This is a genomic window from Sphingomonas sp. FG14 (genome assembly GCF_057809675.1).
Genome location: NZ_JBMDKK010000014.1, coordinates 24,157 through 50,127, shown reverse-complemented (window position 1 = coordinate 50,127; position 25,971 = coordinate 24,157). Strand labels below are relative to the sequence as shown.

Genomic DNA, 25,971 nt, shown 5'->3' with positions numbered 1-25,971 from the left:
ACAGGAACCACATGCGTACATTCTACCCGCCGATCGAACCCTATGAGACCGACATGCTCGACGTGGGCGACGGGCACAGCCTTTATTACGAACGTTCGGGCACGCCCGGCGCGACGCCTGCGGTGTTCCTGCATGGCGGGCCGGGCGCGGGTTTTTCGGACGCGCACCGGCAACTGTTCGATCCCGCGCGCTACGATGTGCTGCTGTTCGACCAGCGGGGCTGCGGCCGATCGCTGCCCTATGCCACGCTGGAGGCGAACACGACCTGGCACCTCGTCTCCGATATCGAGCGGATGCGCGAGATGGCGGGGATCGAGAAATGGCTGGTGTTCGGCGGAAGCTGGGGATCGACGCTGTCGCTCGCCTATGCCGAGACCCATCCCGAGCGGGTGAGCGCGCTGATCCTGCGCGGCATCTTTCCGGCGACACGCGCGGCGGTGGACTGGTTCTACAAGTTCGGCGTGTCGGAGATCTTCCCGGACAAGTGGGACGCGTTCCTGGCGCCGATCCCGCAAGCGGAGCATGACGATCTGGTGGCCGCCTATCACCGCCGGCTGACGGGCGACGATCGAACGACGCAGTTGGAAGCCGCCAATGCCTGGAGCACCTTCGAAGGCGAGACGATCACGCTGCTGCCCGATCCCGGCCTCGCCGCGCATTTCGGGAGCGATGATTATGCGATCGCGATCGCGCGGATCGAGAACCATTATTTCCAGAATGGCTGCTGGCTTGAACCCGACCAGCTCATCCGCGATGCCGGAAAGCTCAGCGGCATTCCCGGCGTCATCGTCCATGGCCGCTACGACATTCCTTGCCCCGCGCGCCATGCTTGGGACCTGCACAAGGCCTGGGCCGGATCGGAGCTGAAGATCGTGCCCGATGCGGGCCATGTCTTCAACGAGCCCGGCATCCTGCACGCGCTGATCGAGGCGACCGACCGCTTCGCCGTCGGATAGAGCGCTTCCCCTGACGGGAAAGGCTCTAGCGGCGAAGCGGCCTCGCAGCGTCACTTCCGCGGGTTGGGGAACGGCACTTCCTCGTGCGCGGGCTGGTAGACGCGGCCATCCTGCAGCATCAGGCGGCCGTTGACGAAGGCCGTCTTCACCTTGCGGAGTGCGGTGAAGTCCTCATCCGGGTTGCCGTCGACCACGATGATGTCGGCCAGCTTGCCTGGCTCGATCGTGCCCAGCCGGTCTCCCATCCTGATGATCTCCGCGCCGGTCTTGGTGGCCGCGACCAGCGCCTCGACCTTGGTGAAGCCGATGCGGGTGAAGGATTCGAGCTCGTCGATATAGGAGCCGGGCAGATAATCGGTGCCCGCGAGCGCGACCACGTCGAGGCCGATGCCCATCTTCACGCCCGCGCGCCGCATCTTGGCGGCCATGTTCTCGTTGACCGTCTCGTCGAGCTGGAAGCGGCGCGACGTTGAACCGAAATAGCCGCCGCTGCCGCGCATGATGACGCGATAGGCGACCAGGGTGGGCACCGAGGCGATGCCGCGCTTGGCCATCAGCGCCACCGCGGCATCGCTGCGCGGCAGCGGGTGTTCGATCGAATCCACCCCGGCCTTGATCGCCATGTCGATATATTGCGTTTCGGAATCGACCGTGACGGGCAGGCCCAGCGAATGCGCCTCGTCGACCGCGGCCGTGATCTCCTCCTGCGAATATTCGCTGGCGAGCTTGATGAGATCCGCGCCCTTGGCGAACTGTATGCGCACCGCCTCTCGCCACTGTTCGGGGCCGGACGCGATACGGACCATCGAGTTCAGATTCTTGTCCGCAATCTCCGGATAGCCCTGCTGAAAGGCGTGCACCGCCGCGTGACCGCCGGTCTGGGTGATGAGCTGACCCGCCGCGAAGATGCGGGGGCCGAAGATCTCGCCAGCGGCCTGCTTCGCCTTCAGCACGAACGGCACATCGCCATGCGAGGCGACGTCGCGCACCGTCGTCACACCCGATTCCAGATAGGTCGCCATGCGCTTGATCCCGCGCATCGTCGATTCAGCGCCGCTATAGTTCGCGGCGGAGTAGACGTTGACGGCGTCGCCTGCGGCGAAGAAGGTAAGGTGCGAGTGCAGGTCGATGAGGCCCGGCATCACGGTCTTGCCGGTCACGTCATAGACGACCGCGTCCGCCGGCCAGTTCTGCTCGCCGGGCTTGAGCACCGCGACGATCGTCTTGCCCTGCACCACGATGGTCGCCGGCCGGGCCGCCTTGCCGGTGCCGTCGAACAGCCGCCCGCCGACCAGCACGAACGAGCCCTTGGGCGTGTTGTAATCCTTGGGCACGGGGATGCGCAGCACGTCGTCCGAGGTGGGCACCGACGGTGGCAGCACCACGGACCGGTCGTAGATCGGCCGCGCCTGCGGCCCGTTGTCTTCCTTGTTCTGCGCCACGGCGGGCGCGGCGGTGAGCGCGCTGGCGAGCAGCAATCCGCAAATCGTCTTCTTCATCGTCACTAACCCCTCTTTGAATATGTCGCGCGGCTCAGCGCGCCTTTTGCTTCGCGATCCAGATGTCGAGCTGCCGCTCGAGCTCGTCGAGCGGCATCTGCGCCCGGCCGATGATGGTGTCGTGATAACCCCGGATATCGAACTTGCTGCCGAGCGCCGCCTCCGCCTTCTTGCGGAGCTTCTCCATCTGGATCATGCCGATCTTGTAGCCCGTCGCCTGGCCCGGCATGATGATGTAGCGCTTCACCTCGGACTGGATCTGGCCGAGCGCGGCGGGCGAATTGTCGGTGAAATATTTGACCGCCTGATCCTCGGTCCAGCCCTTGGAATGCAGGCCGGTATCCACCACCAGCCGGATCGCGCGCCAGATCTCGGTCGTCAGCCGGCCGAAGTCCGAATAGGGATCCTTGTACGCCCCGATCTCCTTCGCGAACTTCTCGGAATAGAGGCCCCAGCCCTCCTGGAAGGCGTTGATATAGAGATATTTCCGGAACTCGGGGATGTCGGTCAGTTCGCGCGAGATCGCGAAGTTCATGTGATGGCCCGGCAAAGCCTCGTGATAGGTGATCACCTCCACCTGGGGCTTGGGCACGGCCCGCATGTCCGACAGGTGCGAATAGAACACGCCTGGCCGCGATCCGTCCGGCGTGGAAAAATAATAATGCTGCGCGGCGCCGGGGATCTCGCGATAGGGCTCGACACGCTTCACGACGATATCGGCCTTGGGCAGGATGCCGAAATATTTGGGCAGCCGCGCCTTCATGAAGGCAACATAGCCGGTCGCATCGTCGATATATTGCTGCCGGCCGGCATCGGTGTCCGGATAATAGAATTGCGCATCTTCACGCACGAACTTGAAGAAGTCCTGGAGCGTGCCCTTGAAACCCACCTTCTGCTTGATCGCCTCCATCTCGCCCTTGATCCGCGCGACCTCGTCCAGCCCGATCTGGTGAACCTGCCCGGCGGTGAGATCGGTGGTGGTCGAACTGCGCAGCATCATGTCGTAGAATGGCTTGCCGTTCGGATTCTTGCCGACGCCGGTGGCGACCGCATCGGCCTTGGGCAGCTCGGATTCGAACCAGGCGATCAGCTGGTCGTAGACCGGCTTCCACTGTTCCAGCAGCGCCTTCTTCGCCGCGGCGCGATAGGCGTCGGCCTTGGCGGCGTCGATCTTGCGGGCCTTCACCAGTGCGTCGATCTTGGCGTTGGCGTCCTTCCACACCGCATTGTCGCCCTCGCCGTCGAAGGGGGCGCCGCTGTTCAGCGCCTTCGCCTGCGGGATCATCATCTCGTAGGAGAAGCGCGGCACGCGCGAACCCGCCGCCGCGTTGAGCTTCGCGATCTCGAGCTGCTGCGACAGCGCGCGCGCGATGCCGCCGATACGCGCGACATAGGCGTCCATGTCCGACGGTTCGTCGACACGATGCACCTGCATCAGGAATTGCGGCATCCGCGTGTGCGGGCCGTACATCTGCTGGAAGACATATGCGTTGCGGTTGAACTTCGCGAGCGCGGCGGCTTCCTCGTACTGATAGATCCACAGATCATAGGAAAGCTTCGCATCCTGCGGCAGTTTCGCGCGGTCGAAGGTCGCCTTCATCTCCTCGACCTCAAGCCGCATCCGTTCGAGCTGTCGCGCGGCGGCCGCCTCGGACATGTCGTCGATCTTGTCGTAATCCTTCTTCTCGCCGGCATAGGAGCGCGCCATCGGGCTGGCGGCCAGCTGCGCCTCGTATTTCGTGTTGAGCCACGCATTGAGCCGTGCGGTCTCGGCGTCCACCGCTGCCGGTGCAGCCGGCGCGGGGCTTTGCGCCAGCACGGCCGCGGGCGCGGCGGAGAGCAGCGTTCCGGCCATGAGCAAGGCAAGCATCTTCATTCCATAGTCTCCCTGGGCCTCGCGCCGGGCGCGCGGGTCATTTCTTTTCGGTCTTTTCCAGCGTCCGCGCCTCTTCGGCCACATAGCCGCGGATCTGTTCGGCCTGATCCGGCGTGATCCAGCGCGAGAAGCTCACCATGCCGCTGGCGGTGAGCGCGCCGTCGATCACGACGCTCTTCCAGATGTCCTTGTCGGCCAGTGCATTCGCCCGGCGCAAATCGGGCGCGGCGACGCCTTCGTGGCAGCGCGCGCAATATTCGCCGTAGGTGAGGCCGCCTGCCGCAACCATCGCCGCAGGGAAACGCTCTGCCGGCGGATTGGCGGGCGGCAGGGTAAGATCATATTCGGGCATGGCCCCTTTGCCGCCGAGTTTGAAGACGAACAGCCGTCCGTTGGGCTGGCGGAAGCGCGGGCGGTTGGCATCCTGAATACCCATCGCGCCGCCGCCCTTGCCGACGACCACCGCGATATATTGCACGCCGTCTATGCTGTAGCTGACCGGCCCGGCCATGATCCCGGCAGGCTGCTTGAAGGTCCACAGCCTCGCGCCGTCCTTCGCGCGGAAGGCGGTGAATTCGCCATGCGCGTTGCCCGCGAAGACGAGATCGCCCGCGGTGGCGACGGTGCCGCCGTTGATCATCTCGGGCTGGGGCACGCGCCAGACCTCGCGCTGCCGGATCGGATCCCAGGCGATCAGTGCGCCGGTGCCCATCGGCTCGGCGGGATTTCCGCCGATCTGCGCGCCGATGTTCAGACGGCCGGGCTTGTATTTGAACGCTTTGTCCTGCGCGAAGGTCAGGCTCCACTGGACCGTGGGGATATAGACCAGCCCGGTGCGCGGGCTGTACGACATGGGTTGCCAGTTGTGCCCGCCGACCGAGGAGGGCTCGATCATCTTCATGCCCTCCTCATAATAGGCGTTGGCGCTCATCACCGGCCGACCGGTCTTCATGTCGATGCTCTCGACCCAGCTCTGCTTCGCGAAGGGCTTGGCGGACAGGAGCTTTCCGTTCGCGCGGTCGAGCACGTAGAAGAAGCCGTTCTTGGGCGCCTGCATCAGCACCTTGCGCGCCTTGCCTTCGACCGGGAGCGTGGCGAGCATGATCTGCTGGGTGTTGGTATAGTCCCAGCTGTCGCCGGGCGACGCCTGATAATGCCATTTGTAGCTGCCGGTGTCGGCATCCACCGCCACGATCGAGGAGAGAAAGAGATTGTCGCCCTTGCCGTCCGATCGAACCTTGCGGTTCCACGGCGAGCCGTTGCCGACGCCGATCAGCACCTGATCATAGTCGGGATCGTAGACCAGCGAATCCCAGGCGGTGCCCCCGCCGCCCATTTCCCACCAGCGGCCGAACCAGGTCTTGGCGGCCATCGTCATGGCGGAGTCGGAGGCGGCACGGTCTGCGCCCTTCGACGGGTCGCCGGGCACGGTGTAGAAGCGCCAGGCTTGTTTGCCCGTCTCGGTGTCGTATGCGGTCACGAAGCCGCGCACGCCGAGTTCGCCGCCGCCATTGCCGATGATCACCTTGTCCTTGAAGATGCGCGGCGCGCCGGTGATCACATAGGGCTTGGACTTGTCGACGGTGAGCACCGACCAAAGCTGCTTGCCGGTCTTGGCGTCGATCGCGATCAGGCGGCCCTCGATGGTGCCGACATAGACCTTGCCCTTCCACACCGCGACGCCGCGGTTGACGACGTCGCAGCAGGATTTGATGGCGTCCTCGCCGGGCACTTCGGGATCGAAGCGCCACAGTGCCTTCCCCGTACGCCCGTCGATCGCATAGACGCGGGACCAGGCGGTGGAGACATAGAGGACGCCGTCGACGACGATCGGGGTCGCTTCCTGGCCGCGGCTGGTGTCGAACTCGAACGACCAGTCGAGGCCGAGCTGGCCGACATTGCCGGCGTTGATCTGGTCGAGCGCGCTGTAGCGCTGTTCCTCGAAGGTGCCGCCATGCGTCATCCAGTTGGCCGGATCCTCGGCGGCGGCGAGCAGCCGCGCCTGATCGACCGCCGCCGGGCCGTCCGGGACCATACCGCACGCCTGCAGCAGCAGCGCGCACAAAGCCGCGAAGGTACCAGATCGTTTCATGCTCACGCCGAAATACTCCCCTGGTCGGCCGCTCTGCCGGCGCCATTGTTTCGTTGGCGGGCATCTGAAATCATTTGCGCGGGGTTCGGCAAACAACAAATGCTGGCGCACAGAGTGAGCAATTCTGATCCTGCCTATCACGGAAGCCGCGCACATCCACTGCATCGGGTGAGATCATCTATTTCGCGTAGAATGCCGGTATCCTGCCCGAGAGCGACATCATCAATTCCAGCGGGGTCGATCCCGTCCAGCGCGCCCAGTCGTCCAGCGTGATGTCCGGTCCGATGATCGTCGCGCGATCGAACAGCGCCGGGTCAGCGCCGGCCGCGTCGATCATCAGATGCTCCAGCGTGAAGGCGGTAACCGGCACGCGCGCGCCGTTCATAATGATTTCTGGTGACGTGCCGGGGGCCGCCTTGCGCAGCCCGTCGCCCAGGCCGATGGCGACGCTGGCCGGGCTCTTCACCGTCCCGCCCGCATAGCCGCCCGACGAGGCCGCCGCCTGGGCGCGGACGACCGCGGCGGAGAGCGAGCGGATCAGCGGGCGAAAATCGCGCGCGGGGCCGACGCCCGCATCCAGCGGCGTCAGCCCGTAGAGTGCATGGCCGACGCAGACCGCGTTGGTGGCGTCCGGCAATTCGGCGAGCACGCCCGAGGAGCCCCAGACTTGGCTGACGGGCACCCCGATCCTTGCCTCGGCCAGATCGGCGAGGAGCTGCTGAAAGCGGGCATAGCCTTCAAGGGCCCAGGCCTTGCCGTCTGCCGTGCCGAAGGGGAGGTGCGTGTAGACGCCGCGCAGATCGAGCGCGGGGCTGTCCGCGATGCGCCGGATGAGGGGGAGGGCGTCGGCCACCGGCACGCCCAGCCGGCCGAGACCGGAATCGACCTTCACCCAGACCGGCGCGCGCGTGCCCAGTGCGTCGGCGGCCTGCTCCGCCGCGGCGATCGAGCGTTCCTCGAACACCGTGGGCTGGAGGTCGTAGGCGAGGAAGGCGGGCATATGCTGCGGCTCCGCGCCCCCGAACAGCAGGATTTCGGCGTCGATCCCCGCCTGGCGAATTTCCACAGCCTCGTCGAAATTGCCCGTCCACAGCTTGCGCACGCCTGCATCCACGAGCGCGCCGCTGATCTCCACCGCGCCGAAACCATAGGCATTGGCCTTGATTGAGGCGATGAGTTCGCGCTCGCCCGCAAGGTCGCGGACCAGATCGAGATTGTGGCGCAGCGCCGACAGGTCGATGTCGAGCGTGGCGGAGCGGAGCGACTGGCTCATGCGATATCCTTCAGATGCGGAGGCGCGTCGGCGTCCTGCTCATGGACCTCGGCCAGTCCGCGGCCGACATGGCTGCGGCGATAGCCGTAGAGGAAGTAGATGATCAGCCCGAGCCCGCCCCAGATAGGCAGCACGAGCTGGGCGTCGACGGGCAGGTTTGCGAACAGGAACAGGCACCCGCCGATCGCCGCGGGTGCGACGATCCAGATCATCGGCGCGCGGAACGGCCGCTTCCGGTTCGGCTCGCGGATTCGCATCACCAGCACGGCGATCGCGACCATGAAAAAGGCGAACAGCGTGCCGGAATTGGAGATGTCCGCCAACTGGCCGATCGGCAGCACCGCCGCCACGGTCGCCACGAACACGCCGGTGACCATCGTCACGATATGCGGCGTGCCGAAGCGCGGATGGATGCGCGCAAGCTTCTCGGGCAGCAGACCATCCCGCGCCATCACGAAGAAGATGCGTGTCTGGCCATACATCATCATCAGCACGACCGAAGGCAGCGCGAGATTGGCGATCAGGCCGAGCGCGTTGCCCATGACGGGCCAGTTGATCGCGCGCAGCACATGCGCCAGCGCCTCGTTCGAACAGACCAGCGCCTCGCGATTGGTGGGGAGCAGACAGGCCTCGACGAAGCCGGCCGAGCCCGGCATCACCGCCGCGCCGTCTGGCCCCGGCACCGGCTGCGCGCCGATCGCGCCGATCGCGCCGACGGCCACCGCCACATAGAAGATCGTGCAGATCGCGAGGCTGCCGATGAGCGCCAGCGGCACGTTGCGCTGCGGGTTCTTCGTTTCCTCCGCAGCGGTGGAGACTGCGTCGAAACCGATATAGGCGAAGAAGATCGAGGCGGCCGCGCCGACGATGCCGATGCCGTGCGTATCGCCCGTGCCGAACCAGCCATTAGGCGCGAAGGGTGAGAAATTGCCGGTGTCGAGCACGGGAATGGTGAGCGCGACAAAGGCGGTGAGCGCGGCGATCTTGACCACGACGAAGATGGCGTTGAAGCGGGCGCTCTCGCGCGTGCCGAGCACCAGCAGCCCGGTGACCGCCAGCGCGATCAGCAAGGCGGGCAGATTGATCACGCCATGGGTGAAGTCCGGGCTGGGCAGCATGCCGTTCATCGACCAGACCGGCCCGCGCGACAGCGCCTGGGGCAGGGAAAAGCCGGTGACGCTTTCCACCAGCCCCATGAAATAGCCCGACCAGCCGACCGATACCGCACTGGCCGATACCGCATATTCGAGTACCAGCGCCCAGCCCACCATCCAGGCGAGCAGTTCGCCGATCACCGCATAGCTGTAGGTATAGGCCGATCCCGAAACCGGGACCATCGCCGCCAGTTCCGAATAGCAGAGCGCGGCGAGCGCGCAGATGGAGCCCGCGATGACGAAGCTGACCAGCATGCCCGGCCCCGCCTTTTGCGAGGCGGCGGCGGTGAGCACGAAGATGCCGGTGCCGATAGTGGCGCCAACGCCGAGCAGGATGAGCTGGCCCAGGCCGAGGCTGCGGATCAGCGCCTTTTTCTCGGCGGTACGGATGATCGCATCGACCGGCTTGATGCGCCCGAAAATCATGCTGGCGTCCCCCCTCTGATACGGCTTGGCGGACGCACGCGGACGGCGGAGCGCGACATCCCTTCGCGGAAGCGCGATCCCGGCTTGCCCCGGTGTCACATCAATTTATAGTCGTTCTTGTCCCGCCAGTTCCTCCAGAATTTTGGGGGGTTCCGCAAACCACTATTCTTAGGCCTGAGGAACAGATGTCCTAATGTTGCGAGAGACGCCCAATCTCGACTGGCTGCGCGTGTTCACCGAAACCGCCGCGACCGAAAGCTTCGCACTGGCGGCCCTGCGGCTGGGCGTGACGCCCGGCGCGGTGAGCCAGCGGATCAAGGCGTTGGAATCCTTCCTTCAGATCGACCTGTTCGAGCGTTATCCCCGCGGTGTGAAGCTGACCGAAGCCGGCAAACGCTATGCCCAGCGCCTCGCGCCCGCGCTGGAGCAGATCGTCGCGGCGACGCGCGAGGTGATCTCCAGCGGCAGCAACAAGACAGTGCGCATCACAATCCTGCCCGCGCTCGCGCAGCTCTGGCTCGGCCCGAAGATGGAGCATTTCCACACGCTGGACACCGGCGCGAATGTCGAGATCTGGGCCGATCCGGCGATCATCGACCTGCGCACCTCGAATTTCGACATCGCGATCCGCTGGGGCCGTCCGCCTTTCCCCGGCCTCGACCAGACCGAATTGTTCTTCGACGAGATCGTGCCGGTGGCCAGCCCCAAGCTTATGGAAACCGCCGAGGTGGACGAACGCGGCCTGCCGGTGGGTGCACCGCTGATGGTCGATCTCTACTGGCAGCATGATTTCACCGACTGGCTCGGACACACCGGCCAGACCGAGCCGCCCACGCTCAACACGCAGACCTTCTCGCTTTATTCGATGACGGTGGAGGCCACGCTGCAGGGGCGTGGCTTCATGATGGGGCATACGTCGCTGGTGGGCGACCTGATCGCGGATGGACGCCTGGTCGCGCTCTCCGAACGCCGGGTGCCTTCAAGCAACCAATTCTACCTGCTGACCAAGTCCGCCACGCCGCTGTCGGACGCGGCGCAGAACTTCGTCAACTGGCTGGTCGAACAGGCCCAGCCCAGCCAGACGCAAGCGCAGGCGGAATTGAACGACTAGAGCCTGATCGCTTGAAGAGGAAGCGCTTCGCGCTTCCGCCGATGGCGTGAATCAGGCTCTATTCAGAGAGTTGAGACCATGATTCACACTTCAGATTGAATCAATCTTACGTGATCATGGTCTAGAGCGATTTCGAGGCAGATGATTCCATCTGCCTCGAAATCGCTTAAAATCACGGCAAACAAGAGAAAATACAGCACGGATCCGGTTCGGACTGAACCAGATCCGCTCTATTGGGCGACAGCCTTACCCGATGCCGTGCCCGTATTCGGGTTCACGGCTCTGGGAGACTCAATCGCGAACGAAGTGCAGCGTGTTGAAGCGCTTGCGGAACGCGGTGGCGCGTTCGGCGGTCGCGGTGGCGTCGTTGCCGGTCAGGCCCGCCACGATCAGGTCGGCGAGTTCGGGCATGTCGGCCGCGGTCATGCCCCAGCGGACGATCTCGGGCGTACCGAGGCGGAGGCCGTTGAAATCGCCCTCGACCGGATCGATCGGCAGGCCGATGCCCGAGGTGAGGATATTGGCCTCGCGCAGCTTCTTGGCCGCGGCGTGGCCGCCACCGAAGGACGCGGCCTCGACAACGAGCTGCTGCGACTCCGTGAAGCCGCGCGCCTTGCCAAACACGGGAATGCCGCGCTCGTCCAGACTGCGCGCCAGCGCCTGCGCGCTCTCGCGCATTTCCTTGGCATAGGCGGGCCCGTAAGCCTTCCAGTCGAGCAGCGCGAGCGCGAGCGACGCGGTCTTGGCGGCATCGAAGTTCGCGGTGAGTCCGGGATAGGCGATCGCCTCGATCTGCTCGGCCAGCGCGGCGTCGTTGGTCACGAGCAGGCCCGAAGGTGGACCGCCGAGGCTCTTGTACGCGCTGCAACCCAGAAGATGCGCGCCTTCCTCGAGCGGCTGCTGCCACTCATGGCCGACGATCATGCCGCAGATATGCGCGGCGTCGAACAGTACATAGGCACCGACCTCGTCCGCGATGGCGCGGATTTCCCTGATCGGGTGCCGCCACAGATTGACGCTGCCGCCGATGGTGATGAGCTTGGGCTTCACCTGACGGGCAAGATCCGCCAGCGCGGCGACGTCGACCGTATAATTGTCGGCATCGACCGGGGCGCTATGGACGTTCAGGCCGTAGAGGCCGGCCGCGCCCGGCATATGGTGGGTGACGTGGCCGCCGATCGAGCCGGGCGGCGCGATGATGGAATCGCCGGGCTTGCAAGTGGCCATGAAGGCATAGAGATTGGCCATCGCGCCCGAATTGACGCGGATTTCCGCATAGCGCGCGCCGAACACCTCGGCGGTCAGTTCGGCGGCGAGGATCTCGATCTGCTCGATCGCCTCCAGCCCCATCTCGTATTTGTCGCCGGGATAGCCGAGCGACGGACGCGTGCCGATGCCGCTGGCGAGCAGCGCCTCGGCGCGCGGATTCATCGTGTTGGTCGCGGGATTGAGATTGATGCAGCCGACGTCATGGATCTGACGGTTTTCATCGATCAGTTCGGCGAGGCGCACGTCGACCTGATCGACGCTGCTGCCCGCGATCGACGCTGCGACCGACTGAACGAGATTTTCACTACCCTCACCAACCCAGGGGCGCCGTGCCAGCATCGTCATCGTCTATCCTTGAATGAGGGCGCGGATGCGGCGCCGCCAAGGGCCGCACCCGCCAGGTCGTTTTGCGAAACCCGCCGAAATCAGGCGGCGATCTGCTCCAGCAGGCAATTGTCGGCGAGCGGACGGATCGGCGTCAGATCGCGGTGATGCTGGTGATCGGCACGGTCGGTCTTGGTCAGCGCGTTGGTGACCGGGTTCGCGATCATCGAGAAGATACTGCGGTTCCACGGCGACATGTTGGGCGGCGAACCGTGCAGCATGCAGTCACCGAAGATCAGCGCGGTGCCGGCCTTGCCGGTGATCGACTGGAGTTCACAGTTTTCGGAAACCCGGCGAACATCCTTCTCCTCGATCACCCAGAGCGGCCAGCTGGTGGACACGGTATCGTGCCAGGTGCCGAGATGGCCGAACTTCTGCGAGCCCTTGAAGAAGTAGAGCGGGCCGTTGAACTCGTTCACATCGTCGAGGAAGATGTGCAGGTTGAGCGCCAGCGGCTCGGGCACGCCATCCTCGTTATGGTGCGTCGAGAAATCCTGGTGCCACTGCCACTGCTCGCCGTCGAACGCGGCTTTCACATTGATCTTGGCCTGCTGGACGTAGAGGTCTTCGCCACGCAGCTGCTGCGCGGGCTCGATCAGGCGCGGGTGACGCACGACCTTCGCGAAGGTCTCGTCAAGCAGATGAAGACCGGTCGCCATGCGGACGACATTGCTCTTCTTCTCGCGGATGATGGTGGGAAGGTCCTGCGCGAACACGCGGTCCGCCGCGGCGCGGATCTCCGCGACCTCCTCGGCCGAGAACAGTTCGGGAAGAATGAGAAATCCGTTCTGCTGGAATTCCTCGATGCGTTCCTGCGAAAGTTTCATGCTCTGCTCCTGTCGGTCATCCGCGACCGTCTTCTTCGTCAATGCCGATCCGCGAATTCGCGGCATCGGCTGCAATCACCCGCTTCCTTTCCTAAAATCCGCGATCCGCATCAAACCAGAAATCTTGGGGTGATGAATTAGAATCTCTAGCTCTTCTGGAACTCGGATATCCTGGAATGGCCTTGATTTGATACGGGTTAGACTATAGCCGTTCTATCACTTGGGTTGATAGAATCCCACATTTTCGGGTGATCAGCATGAGAATTTATGCCTCAGCCATAGTTTTTCTCTTTGATGGTGAGTGGCGCGAATGAGCGGCGAGGCCCAGTTTATTGATCGTATGCGCGAGGCCTTGGCCGGTATCGAAGCGGCTGGGCTGACCAAGCCGGAGCGGGTGATGCTCTCCGCACAGGGTCCGGAGATAAACGTCGCGCGCTCGGATGGCGGCACCGCGGATGCGATCAATTTCTGCGCCAACAACTATCTCGGGCTCGCCTCCGATCCGCGCATCGTCACCGCGGCGGCAGCGGCGATGCAAAGCTGGGGCTCGGGTGCGGCGGCGGCGCGAGCGGGCTGGGACGTTCGTTCGCGCGCGCCTTCGCCGAGGCGGGCGCAAAGGTCGCAGTGGCGGACCGCAACGGCGAGGCGACCGCACACGCGGTGGAGCACCTCAAAACGATGGGCTGCGAAGCCTTCGCGATCGACGTGGACGTCACCGATTCCGCGCAAGTGCAGGCGATGGTCGACCGGACGGTCGAGACCTTCGGCGGGCTGGACGTGCTGGTCCACAGCGCAGGGATCGGCGTCGAGCGGCGATTTCTGGATACGACCGACGAGGAATGGCATCGGATCATCGACGTCGATCTGAGCGGTAGCTTCTACTGTATGCGCGCCGCCGGGCGGGTGATGGTGGCTAAGGGCTATGGCCGGATCGTGCTGCTTTCCTCGACCGCGGGGATGCGCGGCGGCACCGCGCGCGCCGCCTATGGCGCGGCGAAGAGCGGGGTCATCAACCTCACCCAGGTGCTCGGGGTGGAACTGGCCGAACAAGGCGTGACGGTGAACGCGCTCGCCCCCGGCGCGATCGAGACCGAACTGGTCCAGCGGATGCACTCGCCCGAGACGCGGAAAAACTATCGCCGCGCGGTGCCGATGGACCGCTATGGCACGCCCGAGGAAGTGGCGCACGCCGCGCTCTATCTGGCAAGCCCGGGCGCGAGCTACGTCACCGGCCATATCCTCGCGGTAGATGGCGGATTCATCGCCGCCGGCCTGCTCAACAAACCGAACGACGCTTAGGACATCTGGCGCTCGGCCTCAGCTTTATTGCGTTGTCTCGCGCCCGCATGGTCACCCATTACGGCGCGACAAAAAAGGGAGGCGCATGATGACGAATTTCTCACGCAGGCAGATGGTCAGCGGCACTTTGGCCGCGGCGGTGGCCGCGCCGTACATCAGCCGGCCGGTGCAGGCGCAGACCTCGGCCTATCCGGCCCGCGCCTATCCCAGGCAGGTGGTCGATCTGGTCAACGAGTCGCTCGTGATCGACATGCTCCATCCGATCAAGATCGCCGAGAAGCCCGAACCGATGACCGAGGCGCTGGCAGCGGAATTCCGCTCCAGCGGCATCACCGCGATGCACCACGCGAACGGCATCGGCGGCCCCGACGCGCGCGACCTGGTGCTCACCTTCTACATGATGTGGACGCACTATATCGCGGTGAACAGCCATGTGCTGACCGGCGTGAGCAAGATGGCGGATATCCTGCGCGCCAAGCGCGACGGCAAGGTGGCGGTGATCATCGGCGTGCAGAATGCCGACCATTTCCGGAAGAAGGAGGATGTGCAGACCTTCTACGATGTCGGCCAGCGCGTCTCCCAGCTCACCTATAACAGCCAGAACCGTCTCGGCTCGGGATCGACCGAGCGGGTCGATGGCGGCCTGACCGACTATGGCGCGGTGATCATCGAGGAGATGCACAAGGTGGGCATGCTGGTGGACGTGTCGCATTGCGGCGACCGCACCACGCTCGATGCGATCGCCGCCTCCAGCAAGCCGATCGCGATCACCCACAGCAATTGCCGCGCGCTCACCAACCATCCCCGGCTCAAGACCGACGAAGCGATCAAGGCCTGCGCGGCCAAGGGCGGGGTGATGGGCATCGCCGGCGTCCGCAATTTCGTCAGCAGCACGGAGCCGACCACGATCACGCAGTTGGTCGACCATTTCGACTATGCGGTGAAACTGATCGGCATGGACCATGTCGGGCTGGGCAGCGACCTCGACAATCACGGCTATGACGACATGCCCGCCGAGTTGCGCAAGTCGATGAAGGAGATCACCGGCCCCAAATATCTGTGGCGCGACAAGATCGACACCGACGGCTTCGACCATCCGCGCCGGGTCTACGACCTGACCGAGGAACTGCTGCGCCGCCGCTATTCAAAGGACAATATCAAGGCGATCCTCGGTGGCAATTTCGCGCGACTGCTGACCGCGACCTGGGGCGGCTGAGGCGCCAAGGGCGCGCGAACACCCTCGCGGCGTGATCCCCGCATAGGCGCCCCGGTGTCGGGGATTCTCGCCGGACGTTCGACGTGAAGCGCGACTATGCCGGGAAGGTGCCGCCTGGCATGATGTCGAGACATGGTTTTCTGGCACGCCCTGAACCGACCATCCTGAGGAACCGTTGAGCGAAGTCGAAACGGTGTCTCGAAGGGCGCACCATGCTTGGTGCGTCCTTCGAGACAAGCCTTTCGCTACGCTGCTGCGCAGCTACTCAGTCTTTCCTCAGGATGGACGGGCTGGAGAACGGCGCAATTCCAAAGGAGTGAGCGCAGAATCCCGGACTGCAGCGCGTCTACGCGGGGATGAGATCAGTTTCTCAACAGCCTGCCAGATCAGATCGATGCGAGCATGTGGAGGAATTCCACATGCCCCATCGTGGCATCGACGAGGCCCGCCACCTTGGGATTGACCGAGTCGATCAGATAGAATTCGTCGGGCGCGTGCGCGGCGCCGCCATAGCCCAGGCCGAAGCGGCCGACCGGCACCGAGACCGGCGGCTGGGTGAAGGTGCCGCCCGGCCAGCTTCCCGCCAGGCGCGGGCTGAGGCTGGGGCGCACGCCCAGCTTTCGGTAGGTCGCCACTTCGGCGCGGGTGAGCGAACTGGTCTCGCTGGTCTCGGTCGGGTCGTAGCCACCGCTGACGTTCAATTCGATATCCTTGAAGCCGCGCTTGTCGAGATGCGCGCGCAGCTTGCCGATGGCCTCGGTGCGCGTCTGGTTCGGAACGAGCCGCAGATCGAGCTTCGCGACCGCACGGCCCGGCAGGACGGTCTTGCCGCCCGGCCCGGTATAGCCTGCGACCAGACCCTCGATATTGACCGTGGGCTCCTGCATCAACCGGATCATCGCGTCTTCGTAGGACAGATTGTCGATCCAGTGGGTGAAGCTCATCGCCTCCTTGATCTGTGCCTCGCTCGAATATTTGGTGGCCTCGCGGATCAGCGACTTCTCGCGGTCGGTCAGCGGGCGGACATTCTCGAACCAGCCGTCGATCGCGGGCGTGTTGCCGTCCGGCGTGACCAAAGTCTGGAGCGCCTGGACGAGCCGCCAGGCGGGGGAGTCGAGTGCGGCTTTCAGGCTGGAATGCACGTCCTTGCGCGGACCGCGACCCCATTTCTCGCCGCTGGCGACGAGTTCCAGCTCGATGATGCCCTTGGCGCCCAGCTCGATCACGGCATTGCCTTCCAGATCCGTCATGGCGGTGGGCATCATGATCCCTTCGCACCGCTTGAGTGCGGAAAGCACCCTCGGCGTGGTCGCGAGTTCGCGGAAGTTCGGCGAGCCGATCTCCTCTTCGCCTTCGCAGAGCAATACGAGGTTGACGGGCAGCTTGCGGCCCGCCGCGCGGATCGCATGGAGTGCGGCGAGGAAAGTCGCTTCAGGCCCTTTGTGGTTGGCGGTGCCGCGCCCGATCATCACCGAGCCCAGCTCCTTGCGCTCCACCAGCCGGCTCTCGAGCGGCGGCGAGGTCCATTCGGCGGCGTCATATTGTTTCACGTCGTACATGAAATAGAGGCCCAGCGTGCGCTTCGCGCCGGCATCGAGTGTGCCCAGCACGCCGGGATGGCCCTTGGTGGGCACAACTTCCGCGCTCTGGAAACCGGCCTGCTTGATCAGTTCGGCCATATAGGCCGCGCCCTCGGGCATGTTCTTGTTCTCGGCGGCGATCGAATCCAGCGCCACCCAGTCGCGGATGCGCTTGACCGACGCTTCCTTGCCGGCCTCCGCCGCCTTGCGCACATCAGCAAAGCCGCCCTTCTGAGCAAGCGCGCCGAACGGGCTCATCAGAGCGGTTCCCGCCCCCAGCATGGCCGCGCCGTGGATGAGGTCGCGGCGGTTGAACTGATCGATCGTGCTGAATGTCATGCTGCTCGTCCCCGTAAAGATTATCGTCTTTTGTCTCGCCACTGGGGGGCGAGCGCAACGCGTAAAGCCTAAGGCTTAGGCTTAGCTCTTCTATTTCCAGACGGTCTCGGCGATGCGCCGGTGATTGCCACCGAAGAGCTTGCCCAGCGTCTCCCGGCTGTATCCGCGATCGAGCATGAATTGTGCGATGTCGGGCAGCCGTTCGGGCTCGACCATCTCCGCGCCGAGCGGAAAAATGTCCGGCGGAAAGGTCACTGGATCGGCGGAAATATAGTCGTTCAGCTCGTCCATATCGAAGACATAGTCCAGCGCGATGCCGACATGATCGTCGCCCACCAGGTCGAGCATATGCTCGACATGTGTGGCATAGGCCGCGGTGCTGGCGTCATTGTCACCAAGGAACGGGCCGAAGCCGTTGATGCCGATCACCCCGCCCCGCGCCGCGCAGGCGCGGATCAGGTCGTCGGGGATGTTGCGTGGATGATCGTACACCGCGCGCGCATTGGAATGCGAGAAGATCACCGGCGCCGCCGAGGCGTCGACCATCTCGCGCGCGGTGCGGTAGCCGCAATGGCTGCCGCACACGACCATGCCGACCCGGTTCATCTCGGCGATCACGCCACGTCCGAAATCGGTCAATCCTTCGTCCGCATCCATGCAACCGCCCCCGGCGGCATTGGCGGTGTTGTAGGTGCCCAGCATCCAGCGCACGCCGCGCGCATAGAAATGCTCGACCCTGCCGATATCGCCGTCCAGCGCGGTCATGCTTTCGAGATCGAAGCAGATGCCGAGCCTGCCGCTCGCCTGCGCGGCATCCAGATCGGCCGCCATCTTCACCAGCATCAGCGTATCGGGGTGTTCCGCCACCCAGTTCTGGACGCTATCCAGCATGGCGTCGGCAAGCTCCCCGCCGAACGTGCCGAACGCCGCGTTGATGGTGACGATGGTCACGCCGATCGCGCGCACCCGCTCCAGTTGCGGCAGGAAGCGCCTGTCGTCCGGCCGCAACGGCAGGCAGGCGTGATTGTCCCAGACGAGTCCGCCCGGCAGGATTTCCGAGAGCGGCGTCTTGAACGTCTGCACGCTACCAGATCCTGACGCGCTTGGACGGTTCGAGATAGAGCTTGTCGCCGGGCTGGACGTCGAACGCCTTGTACCAGGCGTCGAGATTGCGGACGACCCAGGTGCGCTGCGTCGCGGGCGAATGGGTATCGGTCAGCATCTGCTGGCGGAGGTGTTCCTCGCGTTGCTTCACCCGCCAGAATTGCGCCCAACCGAGGAAGAAGCGCTGATCGCCGGTATAACCGTTGATCACCGGCGCGGGCTTGCCGCCCAGCGAGCGCTGATAGGCCTCATAGGCAATGGTGAGGCCCGCGAGATCGCCGATATTCTCGCCAAGGGTCAACCGCCCGCTCATATGTTCGCCCGGCAACGGCGCATAGGCGTCGTATTGCGCGATCAGTGCCTTGCTCGCCTCCTCGAACGCCTTGAGATCCTGCGGCGTCCACCAGCTCTCAAGCAGGCCCTTTTCGTTGAACTTGGAACCGTTGTCGTCGAAATGATGACTGATCTCGTGTCCGGCGATCGCGCCGATCGCGCCGTAATTCACGGCCGGATCGGCTTTGGGATCGAAGGACGGTGCCTGCAGGAACGCGGCCGGGAAGGTGATTTCGAGCCGGTTCCAGCTCGCATTGGCGTTGACCGTCTGCGGAGAATAATACCAGTCGGATCGCTGCGTCGGCTTGTCGAGGCGGCCGGTCGACCAGAGGAATTCGAAACGGTTCGACCGGACGACATTGCCGAAAAGATCGCCGTCCTTGACGTCCAGCCCGGCATAGTCGCGAAACGCGTCGGGATAGCCGACCCTGACCACGAAGCCCTTCAGCTTCTGCTGCGCCTTGACCTTGGTGACCGGCTGCATCCAGTCGAGCTGGCCGATGCGATCGCCCATGACCGCCAGCAGATTGTTGGCGAGACCGGTCATCGACGCCTTGTATTCGGGCGGGAAGTAACGCTGCACATAAAGCTGAGCGACCTCGTCGCGCAGCATGCCGTTGACCAGCGCGGTGCCCTTCCGCCAGCGCGGCTCGCGCTCCGGCGTGCCGTTGATAACCTTGTCGTAAAAGGCGAAGCGCTCGGCCTCGACCGCGTCCGGCAAGGCCGGCGCGAGAGCCATCAGGCTGCGCACCGTCATCTGATCGCGCAATACCTCGACCGGCGCCTTGTCCATGATCCGGGCGATGCCGATCATCGCGCTCGGATGGCTGACGATCAGTTCGCCGGCATTGGGAACGGCCGCCTTGATCACCGTCGGCATATCGAGCGTCGGGGTGGAGAATTGCGCGGTCTGGGCAAGCGTGAACTTGTTGTAGGTCTTCGTGACGTCGTTCGCGTCCACGCGCGTCCACTGAACCTTGGCGATCTCGGTTTCCATCGCCATCACTGCCCTGGCGCGGGCTTCGACATTGCTCTCGCCGGCAAGCGTCAGCACGCGCGCGAGATGCGCGACATAGGCCTCTCGCATCTTGGCGAACGCCGGCTTGTCCGACAGATACATGTCGCGATCTGGCATGCCCGTGCCATCCTGCCAGATGCTTAGGATCATGCGCTCGGGCTGCCGGTCATCGGGCCATACCCATGGGAAATAAGGGCCGCTGATGCCCATCCGCATCGACTCCGCGAGCAGCGCCGAATAGCCTTTGCGGTCTTTCAGTCCCTTGATCCGGGCGAGCCAGGGCTGGACCGGCTTCATGCCCAGCGCCTCGATCTTCGCGGTGTCCATATAGGCTGCATAGGCGCGGCCGAGCTTGCTCGACGGATCGTTCCGCGTACCCTGGATGATGCCGCGCAACCGCTCGCTTGTGAGGTCGCGCATGACAAGATACGATCCGTACATCGCCTTGTCCGCCGGCATCGGCGTGTTCTTCGCCCAGCCGCCGCCCGCATAGGCGTAGAAATCGTCGCCGGGCTTGACCGACGTGTCCATGCCGCTCTCGTCGAAGCCGAAGGCGCCGATTTCGGGCGTGGACCTGGCGGCCGCCGCGGGTTGCGGCGCATCCTGCGCGCCGAGCGGCGCGAGGCCCGCCATCGCGGTGCCGATGAGAAGGGCGGAGGTGAAGAAGCGGCGCATGAAAACCTCTCGGGCTGAACGGACCAGGGGCGGCATTTGGCCGGGCCCGGATGAAACCGGACCCGGCCGCCCAACGGGTCACTGGGTTACGGAGACCACATTGTCGTTATGGTTGCGGTCGATATAGGTGAGGTACGGATCGACCCCGGCGTAGAGCGGCTTGCCCTTCGTCACGATCTTCACCTGCTGCTCGCCGGAGCGGATCGGAACCCGCTTCATCGAGAGCACATTCTGCCGGCCGAAGGCGAGGTTCGACGGATCCAGGCTGAACACGCCCACATCGATCGGCTCGTCGAGCGGCGCAGCCTTCTCATTGCCCTTGCCGTCGGCATAGGCCTTGCCGCCATGCACGGTGACCGTCGTTTCATACTGGCCGTTGGCGAGCTGGCGGACCGTCGCCGTCTTCACGCGCAGATCATAGAGCGTGATGCGGTAGAACAGATCCTTGATCAGCTCCCGCTCCTGATCGTTGCGGGCGATGCCGAGCAGGCCGTTCACCAGATCCACCGAGCGCGCGAACGGCGGCGGCTGGAAGCGGTATTTTTCGATGATGCTGCGCAGCACGCCGTTCACGCGGTCCTCGCCCAGGCGATCCTGGAGCAGGTACATCACCACCGAACCCTTGTAATAGTGGATGTAACCCTGCTTCTTCACCAGCGCGAGCGGGCGTTCTTCCGCCTTTTCGGCACGGCGGCCCGACAGATAGTCGCTCTGCTCATATTGCAGGAAGCGGCGCATCCCGTCATGGCCGTAGCGCTTCTTCATCACCATGATCCCGCCAAATTGCGACGGCGTCTCGGTGAGCACCTCCGCGCCCTCGACATCGCCCGGCATCACCTGGTGGAACCAGTATTGATGGCCGTATTCATGCGCGGTGACGAAGGCGAGATAGTCGACATTCTTCGAGTTGCGGAAGTCGCCGGTGAAGCCGAACCGTTCCGAATAGCCTACCGTGCCTGGTGCCGAGTTCGCGGTGCCGGCATAGTCCGGGCGCTCGATCACGCGGAAATATTTATACTGATAGGGGCCCCAGTTCTTCTGATAATATTGGAGCGAGTCCTTCACCACGCCGAGCATGCGGTCGACGTTCATCGGGTGCTTGGGATGGTAGTAGACGCTCAGCTTCACGCCATCGACGTCGATCGACTTGACCGCATAACGGCCCGACTGGATCGTGATGAAGTTCAGCGTCGGGATCGGCGACACGAACCGCGCGATGCGGCGGTTGCCCACCACCTTGTTCGACACTTCCTGACCGGTCGCGACCAGCGTCTGATCGGCATCGGTCGATACCGTCACATCGGTGTTGACCCGATCGACGCCGGCATAGCTGCGCATGACCGCCGCCTTGTCGTCGAGCGACGGCGTCGGCGTCTCCGGCGGAAGGCCGTATTTCTTGCGCAGCGTGGTGCCTTGCAGGAAATTGGCGCGGCTCATCCCCAGCGCCGGTGCGAAGCCGAGATTGGTGAGATAGGCGCCGTTCCTCGCGGGCTGGACGTCGATCTCCCAATATTGCTTGTTGGTGGGCAGCGACTTGATGCCGCGCTGTTCCATCACGGTGCGGAAGGTCAGCGTGCCGCTGGCGCCCGGCTGCAATGGCCGTTCGAAACGATAGATCTTGTGGAGATTGTCGACATCGTCCGTTTGCAACTTCGCACCGGGAACGGTCATCGACCTCACATTCGCCATCCAGTCGGGCACGTTCATGCGGACGTGCAGCAGCTCGATCGGCTTATCCGTCTCGTTGACGAAGCGGTATTCGCCGTCGAACTGCACCCAGCGCTGGGACGGACGCAGGTCGACGTTGAGCTTGATGTCCTTCAGCGTTGGTTCGGGCTGGTCGAGATATTTGGCATAGTCCTTCTCATATTGCGCGTTGGCCGCCTCCATCTTGTCCTTGTCGGGACGCGTGTTGAGCACGTTCATATTGTAGAAGAGGAACCCGCCGATGCCGGCGGTGGTCAGCACCGCGACCGACAACAGCGCCAGCGGCACGCCGCGCAGGCGCAGCGGCAGCGTGCGCCATTGTGCGCCTAGCGTCGTGGTGCCGCCACGGCGCCACATCAGATGGCCGATAACCACCAGGATCAGCGCGAACGCGGTCCAGTAGCCGCGCAACCACCAGGCGCTGGCAGCCATATAGTCGTCGCCATTCATCTCCGACAGCGCCATCGGCGCTTCGGCATAGTTGATCAGCGGATGATCGAGGCCGAGGCCGGCGAAAACCGTGGTCGACACCAGATAGATCAGCATCAGCCCCCAGCCGACGAACTTGTTGGGGCTGATCGCCTGAAGCACGATCGCCAGCACCGAGAGATGGATGACGTAAAGCGTGCTGGGAATGACGAACCAACTCAGCCACTGGCCGGGCTCGACATCGAGAACGCCGCGTGCAAGCTGATAGCCCACCGCCTGGATCGTCACGACGATGACGCTGAGCGCGACCAGCACGCCGACCACGCCGGCCAGTTTGGAAACGAGGAAGATCCAGTTGGGGATCGGGGTCGAATCGATGATGTCACCGAAGCGCTTCTCACGCTCGCGCCACACCACCTCGCCGGAGAAATAGATTGCCATCAGCAGCGTGATCAGAAGCGACGCGCCGCGCACGGTGTCGATGATCGCATAGGTGCGCGGCCAGATCGGCACGTCGTACATACGGCCGGCAAGGCTGAGCGTCAGGAACAGATTGATCGAGCCGACCAGCGCCAGCACCCAGAAGGCCGGGCTCTTGAACACGAGCTTCATCTCGAGCAGCGTGCGCGTGACGAGCTGATGCCAGGCAGCACCTTCCGGCTTCGTATCGGGCAGGCGATCGACCAGCATCGGCTGGACCGCAGCGAGCTTCTGCGCCTGGGCCGCCTGGCGCTTGTACTTGCCCTTCGAGATGCCGCGGTCGGCGAAGCGGAAGCGGATGACCGCGAATGCGACGATGGCGATGGAGATCGCGATCCACACCAGCCGGTGGCTGAGCAGCGTACCGGTCAGTTCCAGCGACTGCGTGTTCTGCTGGATCGGCGTCAGATAACGGACGCCAAGACTATAGGCGACCGAACCGAACGGCTCGAAATAAGAGGCGAACGACAGGTCCGGCAATTTGCGCAGCATCGCCGTCAGCGTGAAATACGCGAACATGAAGACGATGACGGTCAGGTAGCTATAGGTGACCGATCGCGTCCAGCAGGCCACCGCGAAAAAGATCGCGGAGGTGATCAGCAGGTTGGGCAGCGCTATGACGAAATAGGTGAAGACATAGTCGCCCAGCCGGTTCGGCCCGATCAGTTCGGGATTGACCCATGGCATGAAGGTGCCGAGCCAGATCGCGAACGGCACCGCCAGAAACGCGACCGCGGCGCCGAAAAAGGCGCCGGTGAAACGGCCGAACAGATAGGGCAGCTTACCCACCTTGGTCGATCGGATGATCTGGCCGAAACCGGTCTCGTCGTCGCGCACCACCACATTGCCGACGAACGCGGTCGTCACGAACATGAAGAACATCGACATGGTCAGGGTGACCTGCGCAATGCCCACGGGCGAGTTGGTGAAGGTGTTGCCGCTGACCGGGCGGATCGACTCGACGGTCGTCCACCCGAAGGTCAGCAGGAAAAAGAGGATTGTGGCAGCCCAGAAGACCGGGTTGCGCAACTGGTAACGCGCTTCGAAGCGCGCGATCGTTGAGAACATCGGGCGTTCCTTTATGCGGTGGGTTGCGCGGCGGCGCGGCGCGACCGGACCAGCGTCGAGAGATAGACATCCTCGAGACCGCCCTCGACCTGGGTGAAGCCATTGCCGGGATCCTGGTCGGACAGAATATGGACGATCGTACTGCCGGAGAGCAGCCGGGTGGAGATCACCTCGTATTTGCCCTTCACGTCGTCGAGCTGATCGCGCGCGATCGTCTTGGCCCACACGGTGCCGCGGCTGCGCTGGATCAGGTCGGCCGGCGCACCCTGAAGCTGGATGCGGCCGGCGGCGAGCACCGCCATGCTGGGGCAGAGATCGGCGACGTCCTCGACGATATGGGTCGAGAGGATGACGACGACATTCTCGCCGATCTCGACGAGCAGATTGTAGAAGCGGTTGCGCTCCTCGGGGTCGAGGCCCGCGGTGGGCTCGTCCACGATGATCAGTTCGGGGTTGCCGATCAGCGCCTGGGCGATGCCGAAGCGCTGGCGCATGCCGCCCGAATAGCCCGCGACCGCCTTGTTGCGGTGGCTCCAGAGATTGGTCTGGTTGAGCAGCGTTTCGACGGTCGCCTTGCGGTCCGCCTTGGAGACGATGCCCTTCAGCGACACCATGTGATCGAGCAGATCATAGGCCGACACGCGCGGATAGACGCCGAAATCCTGCGGCAGATAGCCGAGCGTGGAGCGCAGCCGGGTCGGCTCCGCCAGCACGTCGATATCGCCGAATTGTATCGAGCCCGCGGTCGGCGTCTGCAGCGTGGCGATCGTGCGCATCAGCGATGACTTGCCGGCGCCGTTCGGCCCCAGCAGCCCGAACATGCCCTTTCCGATAGAAATCGTGACGCCGTCGAGCGCGCGCGTCCCATTGGGGTAGACGTGCTCGACACCATTAAGCTGCAACAAGGCTCATCTCCTCAAAAAAACCGTTCTGGCGGGTTGACCGGGGCGCACCGATGCGCCAATCGAATTACCGACCGATATGGTCAGTTACCGACCAATATGGACTGGCGCAAGAAAATTTGTGTGCTGCCGGTCCGTTCGATGGCAAGGCGGACGGCGATGCCGAGACAGACCAAATCCGAAATTGACGACGAGATCATCGATTGCGCGGCGGGACTGTTCGCTCGGCACGGGTTCGCGCGCACGTCGATCCAGCAGATCGCTGACGCGCTGAAATATTCGAAGGCCGGGCTGCTTCATCACTATCCCAGCAAGCAGGCGCTCTTCGATGCGGTGATGGCGAAGCACGAGGCGCAGACCGGCGACCGGCTCGACCATGTCCGGACCTTCGCGCCGGGGATCGCCAGAGACCGCGAACTCGTCGAAAGCGCAGTCGACTTCGCCTATCAATGGCCGGGCATGGCCGAGTTCGGCCATTATCTGTCGCGCGAGCACCTCGGCGAAAACCCGCGCCTCACAAAGATGGGACTCGATCTTCTGGTGGTGCTGGGAATCGACCTGACCGATCCGGACATGGAGCGGATGGCGCGCGCGTTCACATCTCTGTCCGGCGCGAACTTCAGTGCCCGCCTTGCGGGGACGATGGGCCTTCAGAAAGAATGGCGCGACCTGATCATTGCCGCGGCGATGGGCGCGCTGGGCCACCATATGGACACGCCCGCGAAGGATTGACGATCCCCGCGCACGTGATTCCGAAGCCCGCCATGCGGCGGCGGCTTCCGATCGCGCAAGACGGACTCTCGTCATCCATTCTCCAATTCCGGATGCGGCGGACATTTTCGCCGTTTTCCCTTTTCCCCCGTTCCCGTGAGCCGTGATGCGAAACGGACCGCATCAACTCGGTGCGAACGGGATTGATCATTCTTATATCGTATACTAAACACGATACTGCGT

17 protein-coding genes are annotated in these 25,971 nt (G+C 64.0%); 5 read left to right on the top strand and 12 right to left on the bottom strand.

The window, feature by feature from the left end:
* Positions 1-11 precede the first annotated feature (11 nt).
* Entirely contained in the window at positions 12-956 is a 945-nt protein-coding gene (pip, locus tag ACODTA_RS23920) for a prolyl aminopeptidase (RefSeq protein WP_489069353.1), read from the top strand.
* 50 nt (positions 957-1,006) lie between these two features.
* Here pip and ACODTA_RS23915 read toward each other — a convergent pair whose 3' ends face one another.
* From ACODTA_RS23915 to ACODTA_RS23895, 5 genes are all read right to left on the bottom strand, one after another.
* Positions 1,007-2,455 carry an amidohydrolase family protein gene (locus ACODTA_RS23915; RefSeq protein WP_489069351.1) on the bottom strand — a complete coding sequence of 483 codons (1,449 nt, stop codon included), beginning with the start codon at positions 2,453-2,455 and terminating at the stop codon, positions 1,007-1,009.
* Between the two features lie 34 nt (positions 2,456-2,489).
* On the bottom strand, positions 2,490-4,331 hold the full coding sequence (locus tag ACODTA_RS23910) for a DUF885 domain-containing protein (protein WP_489069349.1): 1,842 nt from the start codon (positions 4,329-4,331) through the stop codon (positions 2,490-2,492).
* Positions 4,332-4,368: 37 nt separating this feature from the next.
* The gene (locus tag ACODTA_RS23905; RefSeq protein WP_489069347.1) at positions 4,369-6,423 is read right to left on the bottom strand and encodes a PQQ-dependent dehydrogenase, methanol/ethanol family; all 2,055 of its coding nucleotides are present in this window, start codon (positions 6,421-6,423) and stop codon (positions 4,369-4,371) included.
* A gap of 178 nt (positions 6,424-6,601) precedes the next feature.
* A complete protein-coding gene (gene alr, locus ACODTA_RS23900; RefSeq protein ID WP_489069345.1) occupies positions 6,602-7,696 on the bottom strand; it encodes an alanine racemase in 1,095 nt (364 codons plus the stop codon).
* Entirely contained in the window at positions 7,693-9,276 is a 1,584-nt protein-coding gene (locus ACODTA_RS23895) for an amino acid permease (protein WP_489069344.1), read from the bottom strand. The genes alr and ACODTA_RS23895 overlap by 4 nt, the downstream gene beginning before the upstream one ends.
* A gap of 193 nt (positions 9,277-9,469) precedes the next feature.
* Here ACODTA_RS23895 and ACODTA_RS23890 point away from each other — a divergent pair, with 193 nt between their 5' ends.
* Complete coding sequence (locus tag ACODTA_RS23890) at positions 9,470-10,387, top strand: LysR substrate-binding domain-containing protein (protein ID WP_489069342.1); 918 nt, start codon at positions 9,470-9,472, stop codon at positions 10,385-10,387.
* A gap of 291 nt (positions 10,388-10,678) precedes the next feature.
* On the opposite strand, the gene glyA is transcribed toward ACODTA_RS23890, so the two are convergent.
* A complete protein-coding gene (gene glyA / locus ACODTA_RS23885; protein ID WP_489069340.1) occupies positions 10,679-12,001 on the bottom strand; it encodes a serine hydroxymethyltransferase in 1,323 nt (440 codons plus the stop codon).
* 80 nt (positions 12,002-12,081) lie between these two features.
* Complete coding sequence (locus tag ACODTA_RS23880; RefSeq protein WP_489069338.1) at positions 12,082-12,867, bottom strand: phytanoyl-CoA dioxygenase family protein; 786 nt, start codon at positions 12,865-12,867, stop codon at positions 12,082-12,084.
* Between the two features lie 468 nt (positions 12,868-13,335).
* On the opposite strand from ACODTA_RS23880, the gene ACODTA_RS23875 reads away from it, so the two are divergent.
* Together ACODTA_RS23875 and ACODTA_RS23870 are read left to right on the top strand one after the other, a co-directional pair.
* Positions 13,336-14,166, top strand: a complete 831-nt coding sequence (locus tag ACODTA_RS23875) for an SDR family NAD(P)-dependent oxidoreductase (RefSeq protein ID WP_489069474.1) — start codon at positions 13,336-13,338, stop codon at positions 14,164-14,166.
* 88 nt (positions 14,167-14,254) lie between these two features.
* The gene (locus ACODTA_RS23870; protein WP_489069336.1) at positions 14,255-15,382 is read left to right on the top strand and encodes a dipeptidase; all 1,128 of its coding nucleotides are present in this window, start codon (positions 14,255-14,257) and stop codon (positions 15,380-15,382) included.
* A gap of 386 nt (positions 15,383-15,768) precedes the next feature.
* On the opposite strand, the gene ACODTA_RS23865 is transcribed toward ACODTA_RS23870, so the two are convergent.
* The 5 genes from ACODTA_RS23865 to ACODTA_RS23845 all read right to left on the bottom strand — a co-directional run bounded on the left by ACODTA_RS23865 (position 15,769) and on the right by ACODTA_RS23845 (position 25,020).
* Complete coding sequence (locus ACODTA_RS23865; protein WP_489069334.1) at positions 15,769-17,301, bottom strand: M20/M25/M40 family metallo-hydrolase; 1,533 nt, start codon at positions 17,299-17,301, stop codon at positions 15,769-15,771.
* A 90-nt stretch (positions 17,302-17,391) separates the two neighbouring features.
* Positions 17,392-18,384, bottom strand: coding sequence for a dipeptidase (locus tag ACODTA_RS23860; RefSeq protein WP_489069332.1), 993 nt, complete (start codon positions 18,382-18,384; stop codon positions 17,392-17,394).
* 1 nt (position 18,385) lies between these two features.
* Positions 18,386-20,431: a M13 family metallopeptidase gene (locus ACODTA_RS23855; RefSeq protein WP_489069330.1), complete on the bottom strand. Its 2,046-nt coding sequence runs from the start codon at positions 20,429-20,431 to the stop codon at positions 18,386-18,388.
* A 78-nt stretch (positions 20,432-20,509) separates the two neighbouring features.
* Entirely contained in the window at positions 20,510-24,115 is a 3,606-nt protein-coding gene (locus ACODTA_RS23850; protein ID WP_489069328.1) for an ABC transporter permease/M1 family aminopeptidase, read from the bottom strand.
* Positions 24,116-24,126: 11 nt separating this feature from the next.
* A complete protein-coding gene (locus ACODTA_RS23845; protein ID WP_489069326.1) occupies positions 24,127-25,020 on the bottom strand; it encodes an ABC transporter ATP-binding protein in 894 nt (297 codons plus the stop codon).
* Here ACODTA_RS23845 and ACODTA_RS23840 point away from each other — a divergent pair.
* Positions 24,994-25,749 (top strand): TetR/AcrR family transcriptional regulator, encoded by a 756-nt coding sequence (locus ACODTA_RS23840; protein WP_489069324.1) that lies wholly within the window; start codon positions 24,994-24,996, stop codon positions 25,747-25,749. The two genes, ACODTA_RS23845 and ACODTA_RS23840, sit on opposite strands and share 27 nt — an antisense overlap.
* Positions 25,750-25,971 lie beyond the last annotated feature (222 nt).